This window comes from Mesorhizobium sp. M0800 (genome assembly GCF_040320095.1).
In the GTDB taxonomy this organism is placed as follows: domain Bacteria; phylum Pseudomonadota; class Alphaproteobacteria; order Rhizobiales; family Rhizobiaceae; genus Mesorhizobium.
On record NZ_JAMYOZ010000018.1, the window covers coordinates 19,088 to 35,930 of the forward strand.

Here is a 16,843-nt window from a genome sequence, read left to right on the forward strand (position 1 = left end):
CTCAAGAGGAGAGGGCGTAGCAGGCTTGAACCATCGGGGCGCCGCCCCGCTAAAGGAGGAGACGAAGCATGAATAAGACCCGCACTTTGCTGGCCGCGCTATCGGTCAGCCTGCTCGCATCGACCAGCGCGTTTGCCGGCGACGTGCGCATCATGTGGTATTCGGACGGTGTCGAGGGCGATGTCATCCAGGACATTCTGAACCGCTTCATGAAGGACAATCCCGACATCCACGTCACGCTCGACAACGTCGCTTACAAGGTGATCCAGGAGCAGTTGCCCATCCAGCTCGAAGCCGGCCAGGGTCCGGACATCGCCCGCGTCACAAACATCAAGGAGCTTGCCCAGCACTGGCTCGATCTCAGGCCACTGGTGGCCGATCCGAAATATTGGGAGGACAATTTCGCTGACACGCTGGACTGGATGCGCCCCGACGGCTCCAACGCCATCCCGGGTTTCATGACCCAGCTCACGCTCACCGGCGGCTTCGCCAACAAGACGCTGTTCGAACAGGCCGGCGCGCCGCTGCCCGGTGACAAGGCGACCTGGGACGACTGGGTCAAAGCCGCCGCCGAGGTGGCGAAGAGCCAGCAGCTTCCGGCTGCCTTCGCCATCGACCGTTCCGGTCACCGCATTTCGGGCCCGAATGTCTCCTTCGGAGCGAACTATATCGGCCCCGATGGCATGCCGGCGAAAGTGGACGACGGCACCAAGGCTTTCGTCGGCAAGCTCGTCGACTGGACCGCCAAGGGCCTGATGCTGAAGGATACCTGGGTTTCGGCGGCAGGCTCGACCTATCGCGCGGCCGCCGACGACTTCATCAACGCCCAGATCCCGTTTTATTATTCGGGTAGCTGGCAGGTCGCCAATCTATCGACCAAGATCGGCGATAGTTTCGACTGGGTGGCGACCGGCTCGCCTTGCGCTACCGCAGGCTGTTCGGGCGTGAAGGGCGGCGCGGCGCTGGTCGCCATCAAATACACGAAGAATCCCAAGGACGTCGCCAAGGTCATGGATTATCTGGCCCGTGAAGACGTGGTAAAAGAGTTCAGCGAGCGCACGCTGTTTCTGCCCGCGCACAAGGGCGTCGTAGACAAGGGCGGGCTGAAATGGGTCTCGGCCGACAAGAACGTCGGTCCGGCGCTCGACAAGTTCGTCAAGGCGGCGGGTGAAACCCTGCCGGCGGCCGATGCGCTGCCGCCGTGGAAGTGGGCCAACGCTTACTTCGCCGCGCTGGTGACGCGCGTCAGCCAGGTGATGGCCGGCGAGCTCAGCCTCGACGATGCCTGGGGCAGGATCGACCAGGATATCGCCGACAAGGTTGCCGAGGCGAAGTGACCGCCGCCGCGACACTGAAGGCAGGGATTGGCGCCGCCCTCGCGGCGCCGGTCGTGTGGCTGGCGTCGATCGTCAACGTGCCGCTGAAGTTCTGGCAGCGAGCGACGGGCACCGGCGGCATGGCCGCGTTCTTCCTCGCCCCAAACATGGCGATCTTCGGCATTTTCGTCCTGGTGCCGATGATCATCAACTTTTTCTATTCGGCCACGTCGGGAACGGCCTACTTCCTGCAGGACCGAACCTATGTGGGGCTCGAGCAATATCAGCGCCTGCTCGATTGCGGCAACTACCTGGACACTGCCACTTGCCACGAGGATCTCTTCTGGAAGGCCGTGCACAATACCGGCCTGTTCGTCGTCGTGCAGGTGGCGCTGATGACGGTCGTGTCGATGGCGACAGCGTTGATCCTCAACCGCGAGATCGTCGGGCGCAGCTTCTGGCGCGCGGTGTTCTTCTTTCCGGTGCTGTTGTCGCCCGTCGTCACCGGCCTGATCTGGCGTTGGATCCTGCAGCGCCAGGGCCTGCTCAACCTGATCGTCCATGATCTGGGCGGCGAGCCGCACAACTGGCTGACAGACCGTTTCTGGGCTTTCACCGCCGCGGTCAGCGTTTCGGTTTGGGCACATATGGGCTTCTATACGCTGATCTTGCTTGCCGGATTGCAGGCGATCCCGCGCGACCTTTACGAAGCGGCCGAGATGGACGGCACGAAGCCGGCGCGGGTGTTCTGGCGCATCACGCTGCCGCTGCTGATGCCGAATCTGCTTGTCGTCATCGTACTGGCGCTGATCCGCGCTGTGCAGATCTTCGACGAAGTCTATGTGCTGACGGGTGGAGGGCCGGGAACCTCGACCCTCTATATCACGCAGTACATCTATGAGATCGGCTTCGCCTCCCTGCTGCGCAATCCGGGGCTGGCTTCGGCGGCTTCGATCCTGATGGGGTTGGTGCTGGTCGTGCTCACCTTGGTTCAGCTGCAGGTCGGACGCCGGGGTGAGCGGAAAGGAGCCCGCGAATGAGCGGCGTGATGACATTCCTGACCCGCCGGCGCGGCGGTCGCGGCTGGCACTGGACGGATATCGTGAGCTGGCTGTGGCTGCTCGGCGGCGTTGTCATCATGTTCGGCCCGGCCGTCTGGCTGGTGGGTTCGTCATTCAAGACGCCGGCACAGCTCGCCGAGTTCCCGCCGACCATAATGCCTTATGTCAGCCAACACGCGAGGGTCGAAGGCTACGACAAGCCGCTGACCCTCTACAGGGTGAAGTTGCCGGATGGTTCGACCAAGGTGCTGGCCGAGGTGCGGCGCATCGGCATCATGGCGCAAATGGTGGATCCGCAGGCGCCGAACGATATCGTGAAGGCCAACATCGCCGACCGGCAGCCGGTGCGCGAAATCGGCTTCGCGACGGAGAATTACACCGAGCCCTTCGTCCATTTCGACTTCCTGCGCTATCTGCGCAATTCGGTTTTTGTGACGGCAATGGCAACGCTGATCACGCTGCTCACCAATTCGATGGCCGCCTTCGCCTTGTCGAAATACAAGTTCCGCGGTCGCGATCTGACGATGCTTGTGATCGTCGGTACGCTGATGGTGCCGCTGTCGGTCATCCTGGTGCCGCTCTATTCGGTGGTGGGCGCCGTCGGACTGCTCGATTCGCTGTGGGGCGTGATCTTGCCGACGGTGGCGACGCCAACCGGCGTCTTCCTGCTGCGCCAATATATGCTGACCATCCCCGACGAGCTGCTCGATGCGGCGCGCATGGACAACGCTTCCGAATGGCAGATCTACTGGCGCATCGTATTGCCGCTTGCAGCACCGGCGCTCGCCGTGCTGGCGATCTTCTCGGTCGTCTGGCGCTGGAACGACTTTCTGTGGCCGCTGGTGGTGCTGTCGCGCAAGGAACTCTACACACTCCAGGTCGGCCTCAACACCTATGCCGGCCAGCTAAACGTGCAGTGGCACTACATCCTAGCGATGACCGTGGTGACGATGATCCCCGTCGTCCTCGTCTTCGTCTTCCTGCAGCGTTACATCACTTCCGGCATTGCCGGCACCGGGCTGAAGTGAGGATGTCATGGGACGGATAACGCTGACCAACATTGATCGCGCTTACGGCAAGATGAAGATCTTGCACGGTATCAACCTCGACGTCGGTGACGGCGAGATGCTGGTCCTCGTCGGCCCGTCGGGTTGCGGCAAGTCCACGCTGCTGCGGTTGATTGCCGGGCTCGATCGGCCGACCGACGGCAAGGTCGAGATCGACGGGGTCGACGTCACCAACGTTTCGGCCGCGCAACGCGGTCTGGCGATGGTGTTCCAGTCTTACGCGCTCTACCCGCACATGAGCGTGCGCCAGAACCTCGCCTTCGGGCTTGAAAACATTCGTATGCCGAAGGCCGAGATCGACGCGCGGATCACGGAAGCGACGCGCATGCTGGAAATTGCTCCCTATCTAGACCGCCGGCCCGGTCAATTGTCGGGCGGCCAGAAGCAGCGCGTGGCGATCGGCCGTGCGGTGGTGCGCAATCCGACCGCCTTTCTGCTCGATGAACCGCTGTCCAACCTCGATGCCGAACTGCGCATCACCATGCGCGCTGAACTGGCGGGCCTGCACCGGCGGCTGGCAACCACGATGGTCTACGTCACCCATGACCAGATCGAGGCGATGACGCTGGCGGACCGCATCGTGGTCATGCGCTCGGGGCGGATCGAACAGGTCGGCCGGCCGCTCGATCTCTACAACGCGCCGGCCAACCTGTTCGTCGCCGGCTTCATCGGCGCGCCGCGGATGAACCTGCTGCCGGTGAAGGTGCGTTCGGCAAGCGGCGCCGAGGTGCGTGTCGAAGGTCCAGGCGGGCTGTCGGCCTCGATCGCCGCCGACGGGGTCGCGCTGAAACCGGGAGACGACGCGACGCTTGGCATCCGGCCACACGACATCCAACTTTCGAATGGCGGCAAGGGATCGGTGGAAGCGCGGGTAACGCTGGCCGAGGCGTTGGGACCGGAAACAGTTGTCCACGCCACCATTGCCGGCGACAGCAAACTTATCGCCGTTCTCAAGCAGCAGGGCGTTGAATCGCAAGGGCCGCCGATCAACCTCGCTCTGCCGCCGGAGCGCATGCATCTCTTCGATGCCGCCGGGCTGCGTGTCGCACCGCGTTAGCCGGCGGCAAGATAGCGGGATGCTTTTCATGACCGTCGCAACTGCCGCACAGCGAATGCGTGTTGCGCGCTTGTCAAAATAGGTGAACGTTAAGACAACCGAACTCTTCAACAGGGCGCTCTCTGCGATCATTGCTGCCACGGTCTTCGGCAATACGGAGGTTCGCGCCGGCACGTTCGCGCGCCTGAGGAATCCGGCTGACTGATAATACGACCTGTGCTGAGGTTCAGTACGAACTACCGATCAGGTTCTGTTGTCCGGCTTCGTCATCCAAAGGACCGGGATGCGCCTGATCACGCTTGCGCCATTTGGCATTCTGCTCTTCGCAGGCGCGATGTGGCTGCTGTCTGCTTCGACGAGCGGTAGCGTCTTACCTGTCCGGCTCGTATTCCCAGTGTCGGTGTTGATGCATCGATCCGCGTCGCTCCTCGCGCGAGGCCATCGTTAGGGCCCCCGTAGCGGCGATATCTCCGCGCAATGCATGGATTTCCATGAGATGCAGCCGAGGCATGGCGGAACTAGATTTAGGCGGTGAGTTCGCCTGTCCAGATATTGAAAACAAGTGCTATATCAAGCGCTGACCGTCCCCAGGCTTTTTTGTCCGACAGGAGAAGCCAATGACAGCAGCGTCCAACTCACTTGGCGAAATCGACCCCGAAGCAACGCTTGCGCTGCAAATCATCGAGAGCATGCCCGGCCACGCGTGGGCAGCCGATGCCGCCGGAAGATTCACCTATGTCAGCCCAAACACGCTGGCGTTCCTCGGCAACACGCATGAGGGTCTCAACACTTCCGAAGACAACGATGAGTTCGGCTGGCGTCGAGCCATCCATCCCGACGATTATGATCCTGTAGCCGCCAGATGGCGGCATTGCCTCGAAACCGGCGATCCCTATGATACCGAGCATCGCCTGCGGCGCGCCGATGGCGTCTATCGCTGGTTTCGAAGCTCAGGACGACCTTTTCGCGATAGCCAGGGGCGCATCGTTCAATGGTACGGCACGACAATAGACATTGAGGACCAGAAGCGGGCCGAGTCAGCATTGCGCGACCGGGAGCGGGAACTCTCGCAGCTCGTGGACATGGTCCCGAGTCACATTTGGCGGCTCGATCCCGACGGCGAGCCGATCTTCTTCAATGGGCGCATGGTCGACTTTCTCGGCCTCGATGTAGCGGATCTGGACCGACCGGGTATGAGCCGGCTGGCGGTGATGATACAGGCCGCCGTTCATCCGGACGACGCGGCAGCATTCGGCGATGCACTCCGTGGTTGCTTCGCTACCGGTGCGAGCTTCGCGATGCGCTATCGCCTGCGCCGTGCCGACGGCGTCTATCGCTGGATGTCGAGCCGGGCGGAGCCGATGCGCGATGACGCTGGCCGCACCGTCCAGTGGTACGGCCTCTGTCACGACATAGACGATCAGATGCACGCCGAAGCGGCGTTGCGGCAGAGCGAGCAGCAACTTCAGCACATGATCGACGCCGTGCCGGTCCGCATCTGGAGTGTGATGCCGACCGGCGGGCCGGTCTACTTCAACAAGCGATACCAGGACCATTTCCGCTCCGTTATCGCGAACTTTGATGCGCTCGGCGAGCCGGGCATCGAAACGTTGCTGCACGAGGTGATTCATCCCGAAGATGCGCCCGAGGTGCAGCGCACGTTGTTGACCTGTTTCGAAACTGGCGGCGGCTCCGCGATGCGGTTTCGCTGGCGCGAAAAAGACGGCACCTATCGCTGGGCTGAGTGTAGGATCGAGCCGCGACGCGATGACGACGGAACGGTCGTGCAGTGGTACGGGGTTTCTCTCGACATTGACGATGAGGTGCGCGCGCAGGCGGCGTTGCGCAAAAGTGAGCGGCGCCTTCAGCAGCTGATCGACACCGTGCCCGCTTTGATCTGGAGTACGACACGGGAAGGGACGCCTTCCTACGTCAACAAACGGTTCACCGATGTAACCGGGGCCACGCTCCACGACATCACCGCCCCGGACGGGTCGCCGTCGCTGAGCGTGATCCATCCAGACGATATCGACACCGCACGGCAGGCGATCCGCCATTCATTCGCAACGGGCGTGCCTTACGTTCAGAGATATCGCCAGAGGCGGGCCGACAGCGGCTATCGCTGGACCGAGACTCGCGCCGAGCCGCTGCGCGACGAAGATGGCAGCATTCTCCAATGGTACGGCGTGAGCGTCGACATCCATGACCTGGTGACCACGCAAGCCGCGTTGCACGACCGGGAACGAGAGCTCTCGCAACTCGTCAACATGGTTCCGAGCTACCTCTGGCGGCTGTCTCCCAACGGTGAGCCGACCTTCTTCAACAAGCGCCTGATAGATTTTCTCGGCCTGGACATAGCGGACGCGGAAAAGCCGGACACGAGCCTGCTGGCGGCCTTCATTGCCACCGTCGTCCATCCCGACGATGCAGCCAGCCTGAAGGAAGCACTCGACAGCTGCTTTGCCACCGGCGAGCGCTTCTTCATGAAGTATCGCCTGCGCCGTGCCGATGGCGTTTATCGTTGGATGGAGGGCCGCGCGGAGCCGCTGCGGGACCAGGGTGGACGCATCGTCCAATGGTACGGCCTTACGCACGACATCGACGATCAGCTGCGCGTCGAAGAGGCGCTGCGCGAGAGAGAACGGGCTCTCTGGCAGCTCGTTGAAACGCTGCCGGCAATGATCGATTGCGCCGCGCCGGATGGCGAACCGATATATCGCAGCCAGCAGCTCCGCGAATTCCTCGGATACAATCTTGAGGAATTGGACGAAGCGGGAAAGTCCCGGCTGGCTGGCACACTCGACGCCGGTGTTCATCCCGACGACCTGACAGGTGTCAAAGAGAGATATGCCCATTGTCTGTCCACAGGCGAGCCGTATGCGCGACGGCACCGTCTGCGGCGCTTCGATGGTGAATATCGCTGGGTCGAGACGCGCGCCGCGCCGATGCGCAACGCTGAAGGCGCCATCGTGCAGTGGAACGTTATCTGCCTCGACATCGAAAATGAGATGCGCACACAAGAGGAGCTTCGGCTGGCACAAGAGAGACTTGCGCGTGCGAGCCAGGCGGCGAGCCTTGCCGAACTCTCCGCATCCATCGCTCATGAGGTGAATCAGCCGCTGGCCGCCATCGTCGCCAACTCCAACGCATGCCACCGTTGGCTGTCCGCCGAGCCCCCGAACGTCGAGCGCGCGAAGATCACGGCCGAGCGTATCGTCCGCGATGCTAACTCGGCGGCGGATGTCGTCAGCCGCATCCGTGCCTTGTTCAGACCTTCGCTTGAAATGAGAACCAGCACACCGATCCCCAGCGTCGTTGCCGAAGCACGTGACCTTATGGCCGAGGAAGCCATGCGGCGTCGCGTTCGCATGGACATCGACGTCGAAAGCGACCTTCCGCTGGTTGCGTTCGATCGCGTCCAGATTCAGCAGGTCCTGGTCAACCTCATTCGCAACGGCATGGAGGCGATGGACACCACGGCGGGCGACAAGGTTCTCGCAATGCGCGTGCGCCGGATAGAGGACACGATCCAGACCGAAGTCCGCGACCAAGGCCCGGGTATCGAACGTCCCAAAAAGATATTCGAGCCGTTCTTTACAACGAAAGGGAACGGAATGGGCATGGGGCTCGCGATCTCCCGCTCGATCATCGAGTCTCACGGCGGACGCCTTTGGGCGGAGAATAGCATGCCGCGTGGGGCGACATTCATCTTCACCCTCCCGGTTGAAGCGAAAGCTGCGCAATAACTGGCGGCGCTCAGTAAGCGCTTGGTTTTTCGGCTCTCGGTGAAGGGGCGCCGCCGCCCCGTGCAATGCATGGATTTCCATGAGGTGCGGTTGGGGCGTGGCGGGATTAGGGTGGCGACGTGAGTCCGTCAGCCCAGTCCAGCTATCAAGAGCAAGTGCTACACGAAGCGCCGACAATCTCCAGAGTTTGTTTGTCCGTCAGGGGCACCCGATGACGATAGCGCCCAACTCACTTGGCGAGACCGATTCCAGCGCAACGCTCGCGTTGACGCATGACTTGGACCGATCCGGACCGGGAAGCGGCCGACCTTTCGCGACGAATGAACCGGGCCTGATTCGCGGCAACATGATCAGCGATCTTGAAAGAGGCAGGTTGTCGCGCGTCTGGTCGCACCGTCCCCAATTCTTGCATCTGGGGCTTTTTATTACGGCCTATGTCCTGGGCTGCGGCTTCGCCCAGTCGCTCGCAATCATACCTGGAACAGGGATTTCCATTTGGCCTCCGAGCGGGCTCTTCATCGCTACGCTTGTCTTCGCCTCCAGGTATAGCTGGCCGTGGTGGGTGCTGGGGGCCTGTGTGGCAGAACTGTTCAGCAACTTCTTGTGGTTCCACACTCCGCTGCCCGCGGCCTTCCTGATCTTTGCCGGCAACGCTCTTGAAGCGGTGGCCGGCGCATGGCTTGTGAACCAGACCTGCAAGCGCCCAGTTCGGCTGGAAACGTTGCGGGACGTTCTCGCATTCGTCGCACTGGCCGCTGGAGTTGCGCCAGTTGCAAGCGCGACGGTGGGAAGTGCGGCGCTTGCGTGGTTTGGCATACAATCGCAAACCTTTGCGACGGCTTGGCCGCTGTGGTGGATCGGAGACGCGACGGGAGTCCTGATCGTAGCGCCACTGGCGCTGGTCGTGTTCCAGAACTGGCGCGGCAAGGCGCAGCTCTCGGCGGCGCGGTGGATGGAAGCTTGCGTCCTAGGGCTGATCTTTCTTGGTATAGCCGCCCTTTCCTTGAGCGGCTATCTGCCCTTCGCCTACATCATCATGCCGCCTCTTCTTTGGGCCGCGGTGCGCTTTGAGTTCCGAGGCGCCGCCGTAGCATTGACCGTTCTCGCTCTGATCACGGCGGTATTCACGATATCCGGCGCCAGCCAATTTGCCGGCGATCCCGAGTCCCAGAAGCACAACCAGATCATGCTGCAGCTTTTTCTGGCCATCTCTGCATTTTCGGCGCTCGTCGTGGCCGCCATTTCCAGGCAGCATCAGGCGGCGGTGTTCACTTTGCGCCAAAGTGTGGAGACCTTGCGGGAGCGGGAGCGAGAACTCTCGTTGCTGGTCGAAATGATCCCCGCTCACATCGCCCGTATGGCGCCCAACGGCGAACCAACCTTCTTCAGCAAGCGCACGACAGACTATATCGGCCTCAACGACATCGCGGGCTGGGACAAGCCGGGCACGAGCCGCCTGGCGACCGTGGTCGCGGCAGCCGTCCATCCCGACGATGGACCCAGGATGAGAGAATGGCTCAGCCGCTCGCTCGCCACCGGCGAACCCTATCCCATAAGGTATCGCCTGCGTCGCGCGGATGGCGTGTACCGCTGGAGGGAGGGCCGCGCCGAGCCGCTGCGGAACCAGAGTGGAGCGATCGTCCAATGGTACACGGCCAGCATCGACATCGACGATGAGGTGCGCGCGCAGGAGGCATTGCGCGACCGGGAGCGGGAGCTCTCGCAGCTTGTCGACATGGTTCCGAGCCACGTTTGGCGCCTGACGCCGGACGGCGAGCCGACCTTTTTCAACAAGCGAATGGTCGACTTTCTCGGCCTTGACGTAACGGATTTGGACAAACAGGGCATCGGCCGGCTGGCGGCGATGATAGCGGCCACCGTCCATCCGGACGACGCAGCAGCATTCGGCGATACGCTCAGTCACTGCCTTGCTACCGGCGAGCGCTTCTCCATGAGGTATCGCCTGCGCCGCGCCGATGGCGTCTATCACTGGATGTCGAGCCGGGCAGAGCCGATGCGCGATCACGCTGGCCTGATCGTGCAGTGGTACGGCCTCTGTCACGACATAGACGATCAGATGCAAGCCGAAGAGGCGCTGCGGCGGAGCGAATTGCAGCTTCAGCAGATGATCGACGCTGTGCCGGTCCGCATCTGGAGCGCGGTGCCGACCGGCGGGCCGGTCTACTTCAACAAGCGATACCAGGACCATTTCCGCGCCGTCATCGCCAATTTCGAAACACTCGGAGAGCCGCGCATCGAGGAATTGCTGCAAGAACTGGTTCATCCCGAAGATGCTCCCGAGGTGCTGCGCACGTTGCTGAGCTGTTTCGAAACAGGCGGCGGTTCCGCGATGCGGTTTCGCTGGCGCGAAACAGATGGCTATCGCTGGGCGGAGTGCAGGGTCGAGCCGCGGCGTGATGAAGACGGGGCGGTTGTGCAATGGTACGGGGTTTCCCTCGACATCGACGAAGAGGTGCGCGCCCAGGAGGCGCTGCGACAAGCCTCCGACAAACTCGCGCAAGCCACTCAGGCTGCAAGTCTCGCCGAGCTTTCCGCTTCGATCGCGCACGAGGTGAATCAGCCGCTGGCCGCGATCGTCGCCAATTCCCATGCATGCCACCGTTGGCTGTCCGCCGCCCCTCCGAACGTCGAACGCGCGAAGATTACGGCCGAGCGCATAATCCGGGACGCCAATTCGGCGGCGGACGTCGTCGGCCGCATTCGCGCGCTGTTCAAGCAATCCACCGAGACGAGGACCAATGCGACGCTCAGCAGTGTCATCGCAGAGGCACGCGACCTCGTGACCGAGGAAGCGATGCGGCGGGGCATTCGCATCAGCGTTGATGTCGGAAGCGACATTCCGCTAGTCGCGTTCGATCGCGTCCAAATCCAGCAGGTTCTGGTCAATCTCATCCGCAACGGCATGGAGGCGATGGACTCTGGTACGGATGACGGAGTTATCAGCATCCGCGTGCGCCATATCGGGGATGTTGTCCAGACCGAAGTCAGAGATCGCGGCCGGGGCGTCGAGTTTCCCGACCGGATATTCGAACCGTTCTTTACCACGAAAGAGCAAGGGATGGGCATGGGACTGGCGATCTGCCGTTCGATCATCGAGTCGCACAGCGGGCGTTTATGGGTCGAGAAGAACGAACCACGTGGAGCGACGTTTATCTTCACGTTGCCGATTGAAGCGAAAGCGGCGTCATGACGACGGACGGCCAAATTGTCTTCATCGTAGATGACGATGAACGCATCCGGGAGGCGCTCAGTGAGCTGCTGGCCGCACATGGCATGCGTGCCGTAGCGTTCGGATCGGCGGGCGATTATATCCGCGCTGACAAGCCGGACGTCCCTGCCTGCCTCATCCTCGATATCGAGTTGCCGGATATTAACGGCCTCGATCTGCAGCGGCAGATTGCCGAGGGTGATCATCCGCCGATCGTTTTCCTGACGGGACATGGCGATATCCCGTCCTCAGTGCGTGCGATCAAGCACGGCGCCGTGGATTTCCTGACCAAGCCCTTCAGCGATGCAGACCTCATGGCCGCAATCCATACGGCGATTGCCCAGGATCGGGTACAGCGATCGGAGCGCGCCGAGCTGGGCGTGTTGAAGCAACGTTATCTCGAGCTGACGCCGCGCGAACGTGAGGTGCTGCCGCTGGTGGTCAGCGGCCTGCTCAACAAGCAGGCCGCCGCTGAACTGGGGATCAGCGAAGTTACGCTGGAAATTCATAGAAGGAACGTCATGCAGAAGATGGTCGCGGCGTCGCTCGCCGACCTAGTGCGCATCGCCGAGCGATTGGGAATACCGATCACGCACTCGCGCCGGGCAGGGGGGAGCTGAGCGTGAGCAAGCGGAGGCCTGTCGTGGCGATTGTCGACGATGACCCAAGACTGCTCGAGTCGCTGGAGGACCTTCTGGAGTCCGCCGGCTATGTGGCCCGCAGCTTCTCGTCGGCAGGGTCGTTGCTGGTCAGCGGCCTGTCTGGATTGGACATGCTTATCACCGACATCGGGATGCCCGGCATGGACGGCTTTGAACTTCGTGACTTGGTCAAGAAGGCGCGTCCGGACCTGCCTGTGTTCCTGATCACCGGCCGCCACGAGATAGTGGATCAGCACCGCGCCAAGGGCATTGGCGGGCTTTTCCGCAAGCCGTTCGATGGCCAGGCACTGCTTGCGGCGATCGGCGACGCTTTACGCAACCCAGAAACGGAGGCTAAACATGAGAGTTGACCAATTGCCCTTACCGAGATCGACGCCATCATCACAGCAGCGAAGGGCTGAAGCCGAGCAGCCGCTGGTCATTATTGTCGATGATGATGCCTCTGTTCGGGAGGCGCTGTCTGAATTGATCCTGTCGGCGGGTTTCCTGCCGGTGTGCTTTACCTCAACCCGTGAATTGCTTGACGCCGACGTGTTGGAGAGCCCCGGCTGCTTGATCCTCGACGTGCGCATGCCGGGGACGAGCGGTCTCGATCTGCAGCACCATCTTGCGAAAAACGGCAACCCCAAACCCATCATCTTCCTGACCGGGCATGGCGACATCCCGATGACTGTCCAGGCGATGAAGGCCGGCGCCGTGGACTTTCTCACCAAACCGGTGCGGGATCAGACGCTGCTTGACGCTGTGATCGCCGGCATTGCGGTGGATGCCAAGCGGCGGGCGGATGCCGTGATCGTCAAGCGCAACATTGAGCGCGTCGGGACGCTGACGCCGCGCGAGCGCGAGGTCCTGCGTGAAGTGGCGCGCGGACGCCTCAACAAGCAGATCGCCTTCGACCTCGGCATCAGTGAAGTGACGGTCAAGCTTCACCGCGGCAATGTCATGCGCAAGATGGAAGCCGCTTCCATCGGTGAGCTGATCCGGGCGTGGGAAACGCTGCCCGCGCCGATGCGCGAGGTCTAGAATTTGGCACAAGCCGATCCATGCCCCATCCAATAGGATCGCCCGGCGCGCCCGGCCATTTCAGGTGCTTTCTCAGCGCGCCCAGGCCTTCCTGCCTGTTGGTACGCTCGTGCTGCTGCGGGTGATCCCGATGTACATCGGTGGTCCTGTTGGTGTTTCGCGGCAAGGCCGCGCCAAACATCGGTTACCACTGAGCGGCGCCCTTTGGCGGCGCCAGTCTGACCGACAAAGTCGCAACATTTCATGCAACAGCAACTGACGCCGGCCATGCCGCGTCGGTCCCCGCGCCGCTACCCAAGCCTAAATTGACGTGTGTCTATAAGAGCTTGCCTCAGCCCGGCCCTATCTTCGGCGTGCCTGCCCTGCACTTTGGCATCGTATGACAGATGCTTCCGTAGAATAGGTTCGCGGCCCGGATCGGTGCATCCTGTTCCTCGCAAGCCATCACGACCGTCGCGTTTCTACCGCTCCTCGCTCGCTCCTCCCCGAACGCGACCGCACAGGCCGACTCGACGGTCGTGATGGTGAGCAGGATGTTCAAAGCACATGGATGGACATGATGAACAAAGACGGACTTTTCTCCGTCGGCGGATCTCGCCGCGATGTCTTGTTGGCAGGCCTGATCTCTACGGTTGCCGCCGGACTGCCCCGCGCTGCTTCGGCAACGAGCCGAAAACAAAACCTTCCCTCTTCCCCCTCAATCAAAGGAACCAAGACGATGAGCACCATCACGACCAAGGATGGCACCGAAATCTACTACAAGGATTGGGGCAAGGGTCCTGTCGTCACGTTCTCGCACGGCTGGCCGCTGAATTCCGACGCCTGGGACGGCCAGATGCTCTTTCTTGCCCATAACGGCTTTCGCGTCGTTGCGCATGACCGGCGCGGCCATGGCCGATCGAGCCAGGCCACGTCTGGCAACGACATGAACGGCTATGCGGACGATCTTGCAGCCGTGATCGAGGCGCTGGATCTCCGGGACGCCACGCTGGTCGGCCATTCCACCGGAGGAGGCGAGGTTGCTCGCTATATCGGACGGCACGGGACGAAGCGGGTGGCCAAGGCTGTTCTTATCGCCGCTGTTCCGCCGATCATGGTGAAAACGCCGGCCAATCCGGAAGGTCTGCCAATCGAGGTATTCGATGGCATAAGGGCTGGCCTCGTCAAGGATCGTTCGCAGTACTACCGGGACCTCGCACCGTTGTTTTATGGCGCGAACAGGCCAGGCGCCAAGGTTTCCCAGGGGACTCTGGATCAGTTCTGGCTCTGGAGCATGCAGACGGGTCTCGTGAACGCGTACGAAAGCGTCAAGGCGTTCTCCGAGACCGACTTCACCGAAGATCTCAGGAAGTTCGATGTGCCAACTCTGGTCTTGCATGGCGAGGACGACCAGATCGTCCCCGTCAAGGACTCGGCAGTCAAGTCGGCCCGATTGATCAAAGGCGCAAAGGATATCTATTACCCCGGCGCGCCCCACGGGATCACGGCCACGCACCAAGATCAGGTCAATGCTGACCTGCTCGCCTTCATCAAAGGATAGCACGCCCTCAGTCACGACCGCATGTTGTCCGCAATTCCTTGGAGCCGCCGATGACCACTTTTGGCAATACTTCGCGCGCCCTGAACCGCATGTCGGGTGGCGCGCCAGGTCAAACCTTGTGCGCTCGCATAGCCGAGCGGTGGCCTGAATGCTGGTTCTGTCGGCTCATGTCCCGGATTGTGGAACCGAACCACTGCGCCATCGAGCTGGAGCGCTGGCAGAGGCGCGAAACATATGCTGCGCCACGGCTGCCACTCGGGCAACTGCGGCTGTGCAGCGCGGAGGCGATCGCCGGCGTTCGACACTACGTCGCGCTGTCGGGGGTCGCCGCCGCGCGCTTGTTCTGCCTTGAAGGCCAAAGCGCTCTCCAAGACGTCAAACTGGCTAAGCGCCGGGAGTTTATCAATCGGTAGCCGTTTGCGATTGCCGCTCATTTTGGCGGTCTCAATTCGGCGTGAAATTTTCTTGGCCAGCAGTTGCGACTATCGCAGCAGCACCGGCACTATTTTTCGAAGGCAGGAACGAAATGGGCGCACTCTCGGGCAAGATCGCGGTGGTCACCGGCGGAAACAGCGGGATCGGACTATCGGCTGCAAAAATCTTTGCGGCCGAGGGCGCGCAAGTCGTCATTACCGGCCGCCGGCGGCAGGCGGTCGAGGAAGCGGTCGCACAGATCGGGGCAGGCGCGCTGGGCATTCAGGGAAATGTGGCCGACGTGTCGCACCATGACGAGGTAGCGCAACAGATCCGCCAGAGGTTCGGGGCGCTCGACATCTATATGGCGAACGCCGGCATAAACACCATCACGCACTCGGCCGACGTCTCCGAGGCAGAATATGATGCGCAATTTGCCGTCAATACGCGAGGCGTTTTCTTCGGCGTCCAGAAGCTGATTCCGGTCATGCGGAATGGCGGCGCAATCATCCTCACAGGCTCGCTGGCCAGCGAGAAGGTTCTGGACGGTCATGCTGTTTACGCGGGCTCGAAGGCGGCCATAAATGCCTTTGCGCGCGGTTGGGCGATCGAACTGAAGTCTCGCGGCATCCGGGTCAACGTGCTCAGCCCAGGTCCGGTGGATACGGCTATTCTCGATAAGCTAGGCGTACCGTTTGAGCAGCGCGGGCTGTTTGAAAAGGCGATGGCGGAGGCAATACCCCTGGGCCGGATGGGGCAGCCGGAAGAGCTGGCAAAAGCTGCTCTGTTCCTTGCCTCGGACGCGAGCAGTTTCGTCACGGGCATCAATCTGCGGGTCGACGGCGGGATGGCAGTGCTCTGAGCCACGACTGCGATGTCGCGCCAATAGACTGGCGAATAACGCCGGAGCAATCGGTCTTCCTCACGACGATTTTCCGGGAAGCTGCCGCACGAATCCCGCCAAATAGGTCGGAGGCGAGACGTTTTGTCGACGTGGTGCAAATTGAGCCACGTAAATGACAAGTCGCATTGCAGGGATCGACGCGCAAGAGAGAAGTCGGCTCGCCGATACGGCGGAAGGACCGAGGTCACGCCCCGGTCCTTCAAATTTTTCTGTAGGTCGGGATCAGTGACCCCAGATGCCCTGGCCATATTCATCGTTGGGAACAGTCGGCTTGCGTGCGGTTTTCGGCACCCCGATATCGTTGTTCATTTTTTTGATCGAGGATGTATACATGTTGTCAGACGCAGTCGCAGGCTGCTGGGCTCCGTTTGATCCATAGTGGTCGCTTCCGGCAGTGGCGCTTCCTGCTGTAATAACAAGCACGGCGACAGCAAGGACTGTCATTTTCATTTCAGTAACTCCATTGATGGCTTGGATGGTATTCACCCATACAAATATAAATGTCGTGACGCAGCGACACGATCAGACGGTCCGGCTGTTTGACCCATACCAAGGCATTGGGCGATGCGGGCCGAAGGCCAGGAACTATGTCGTTGACGAGAGGAGGCTTTGCCGCCGTGTTCGATCCGGCCGGCTCACCAGCGCTCAACGGATCGACCGCGCCAGGTTCTCGCCACGGCGGCAGCGGCGTCTTGCAAACACAACTCTCTGGCCGCGCGCCCTCAGTGTCTGTTCCGGCGACCGCCGACAATGCACACCCCGCATAGATACCTCAATCATGCTGCAGGGCACCTGATCTCCCTGGTGACCTACCCTGCACCTTG

General features: G+C 61.6%; 13 protein-coding genes. 12 read left to right on the forward strand and 1 reads right to left on the reverse strand.

Annotation, left to right across the window (positions count from 1 at the left end; all coding sequences use genetic code 11):
- Positions 1-68 precede the first annotated feature (68 nt).
- The 12 genes from NKI18_RS20475 (at position 69) to NKI18_RS20530 (ending at position 15,977) form a co-directional block, all read left to right on the forward strand.
- A complete protein-coding gene (locus NKI18_RS20475) occupies positions 69-1,337 on the forward strand; it encodes an ABC transporter substrate-binding protein (protein WP_352619253.1) in 1,269 nt (422 codons plus the stop codon).
- The gene (locus NKI18_RS20480; RefSeq protein ID WP_023674191.1) at positions 1,334-2,356 is read left to right on the forward strand and encodes a carbohydrate ABC transporter permease; all 1,023 of its coding nucleotides are present in this window, start codon (positions 1,334-1,336) and stop codon (positions 2,354-2,356) included. Before NKI18_RS20475 ends, NKI18_RS20480 begins: the two co-directional genes overlap by 4 nt.
- Positions 2,353-3,405, forward strand: coding sequence for a carbohydrate ABC transporter permease (locus tag NKI18_RS20485; protein WP_352619255.1), 1,053 nt, complete (start codon positions 2,353-2,355; stop codon positions 3,403-3,405). The genes NKI18_RS20480 and NKI18_RS20485 overlap by 4 nt, the downstream gene beginning before the upstream one ends.
- Positions 3,406-3,412: 7 nt before the next feature.
- The gene (locus tag NKI18_RS20490; protein WP_023674193.1) at positions 3,413-4,501 is read left to right on the forward strand and encodes an ABC transporter ATP-binding protein; all 1,089 of its coding nucleotides are present in this window, start codon (positions 3,413-3,415) and stop codon (positions 4,499-4,501) included.
- Between the two features lie 617 nt (positions 4,502-5,118).
- Complete coding sequence (locus NKI18_RS20495; protein WP_352619258.1) at positions 5,119-8,247, forward strand: PAS domain-containing protein; 3,129 nt, start codon at positions 5,119-5,121, stop codon at positions 8,245-8,247.
- Between the two features lie 373 nt (positions 8,248-8,620).
- Positions 8,621-11,458 carry a sensor histidine kinase gene (locus tag NKI18_RS20500; protein ID WP_352619332.1) on the forward strand — a complete coding sequence of 946 codons (2,838 nt, stop codon included), beginning with the start codon at positions 8,621-8,623 and terminating at the stop codon, positions 11,456-11,458.
- Positions 11,455-12,096 (forward strand): response regulator transcription factor, encoded by a 642-nt coding sequence (locus tag NKI18_RS20505; RefSeq protein WP_353020329.1) that lies wholly within the window; start codon positions 11,455-11,457, stop codon positions 12,094-12,096. Before NKI18_RS20500 ends, NKI18_RS20505 begins: the two co-directional genes overlap by 4 nt.
- A gap of 2 nt (positions 12,097-12,098) precedes the next feature.
- A complete protein-coding gene (locus NKI18_RS20510) occupies positions 12,099-12,488 on the forward strand; it encodes a response regulator (RefSeq protein WP_352619259.1) in 390 nt (129 codons plus the stop codon).
- A complete protein-coding gene (locus NKI18_RS20515) occupies positions 12,478-13,161 on the forward strand; it encodes a response regulator transcription factor (protein ID WP_352619333.1) in 684 nt (227 codons plus the stop codon). The genes NKI18_RS20510 and NKI18_RS20515 overlap by 11 nt, the downstream gene beginning before the upstream one ends.
- Positions 13,162-13,720: 559 nt before the next feature.
- Positions 13,721-14,701 (forward strand): alpha/beta fold hydrolase, encoded by a 981-nt coding sequence (locus tag NKI18_RS20520; protein ID WP_502900727.1) that lies wholly within the window; start codon positions 13,721-13,723, stop codon positions 14,699-14,701.
- A 50-nt stretch (positions 14,702-14,751) separates the two neighbouring features.
- Positions 14,752-15,114, forward strand: coding sequence for a hypothetical protein (locus NKI18_RS20525; protein ID WP_352619261.1), 363 nt, complete (start codon positions 14,752-14,754; stop codon positions 15,112-15,114).
- Between the two features lie 113 nt (positions 15,115-15,227).
- Complete coding sequence (locus NKI18_RS20530; RefSeq protein ID WP_023674202.1) at positions 15,228-15,977, forward strand: glucose 1-dehydrogenase; 750 nt, start codon at positions 15,228-15,230, stop codon at positions 15,975-15,977.
- 264 nt (positions 15,978-16,241) lie between these two features.
- On the opposite strand, the gene NKI18_RS20535 is transcribed toward NKI18_RS20530, so the two are convergent.
- A complete protein-coding gene (locus tag NKI18_RS20535; protein WP_352619262.1) occupies positions 16,242-16,469 on the reverse strand; it encodes a DUF680 domain-containing protein in 228 nt (75 codons plus the stop codon).
- Positions 16,470-16,843 lie beyond the last annotated feature (374 nt).

Excerpts from the sequence above, each read along its gene's own strand:
- NKI18_RS20475 (WP_352619253.1), top strand. The coding sequence starts at position 69 with ATGAATAAGACCCGCACTTTGCTGGCCGCGCTATCGGTCAGCCTGCTC.
- NKI18_RS20485 (WP_352619255.1), top strand. The coding sequence starts at position 2,353 with ATGAGCGGCGTGATGACATTCCTGACCCGCCGGCGCGGCGGTCGCGGC.
- NKI18_RS20490 (WP_023674193.1), top strand. The coding sequence starts at position 3,413 with ATGGGACGGATAACGCTGACCAACATTGATCGCGCTTACGGCAAGATG.
- NKI18_RS20495 (WP_352619258.1), top strand. The coding sequence starts at position 5,119 with ATGACAGCAGCGTCCAACTCACTTGGCGAAATCGACCCCGAAGCAACG.
- NKI18_RS20505 (WP_353020329.1), top strand. The coding sequence starts at position 11,455 with ATGACGACGGACGGCCAAATTGTCTTCATCGTAGATGACGATGAACGC.
- NKI18_RS20515 (WP_352619333.1), top strand. The coding sequence starts at position 12,478 with ATGAGAGTTGACCAATTGCCCTTACCGAGATCGACGCCATCATCACAG.
- NKI18_RS20520 (WP_502900727.1), top strand. The coding sequence starts at position 13,721 with ATGAACAAAGACGGACTTTTCTCCGTCGGCGGATCTCGCCGCGATGTC.
- NKI18_RS20525 (WP_352619261.1), top strand. The coding sequence starts at position 14,752 with ATGACCACTTTTGGCAATACTTCGCGCGCCCTGAACCGCATGTCGGGT.
- NKI18_RS20530 (WP_023674202.1), top strand. The coding sequence starts at position 15,228 with ATGGGCGCACTCTCGGGCAAGATCGCGGTGGTCACCGGCGGAAACAGC.
- NKI18_RS20535 (WP_352619262.1), bottom strand. The coding sequence starts at position 16,469 with ATGAAAATGACAGTCCTTGCTGTCGCCGTGCTTGTTATTACAGCAGGA.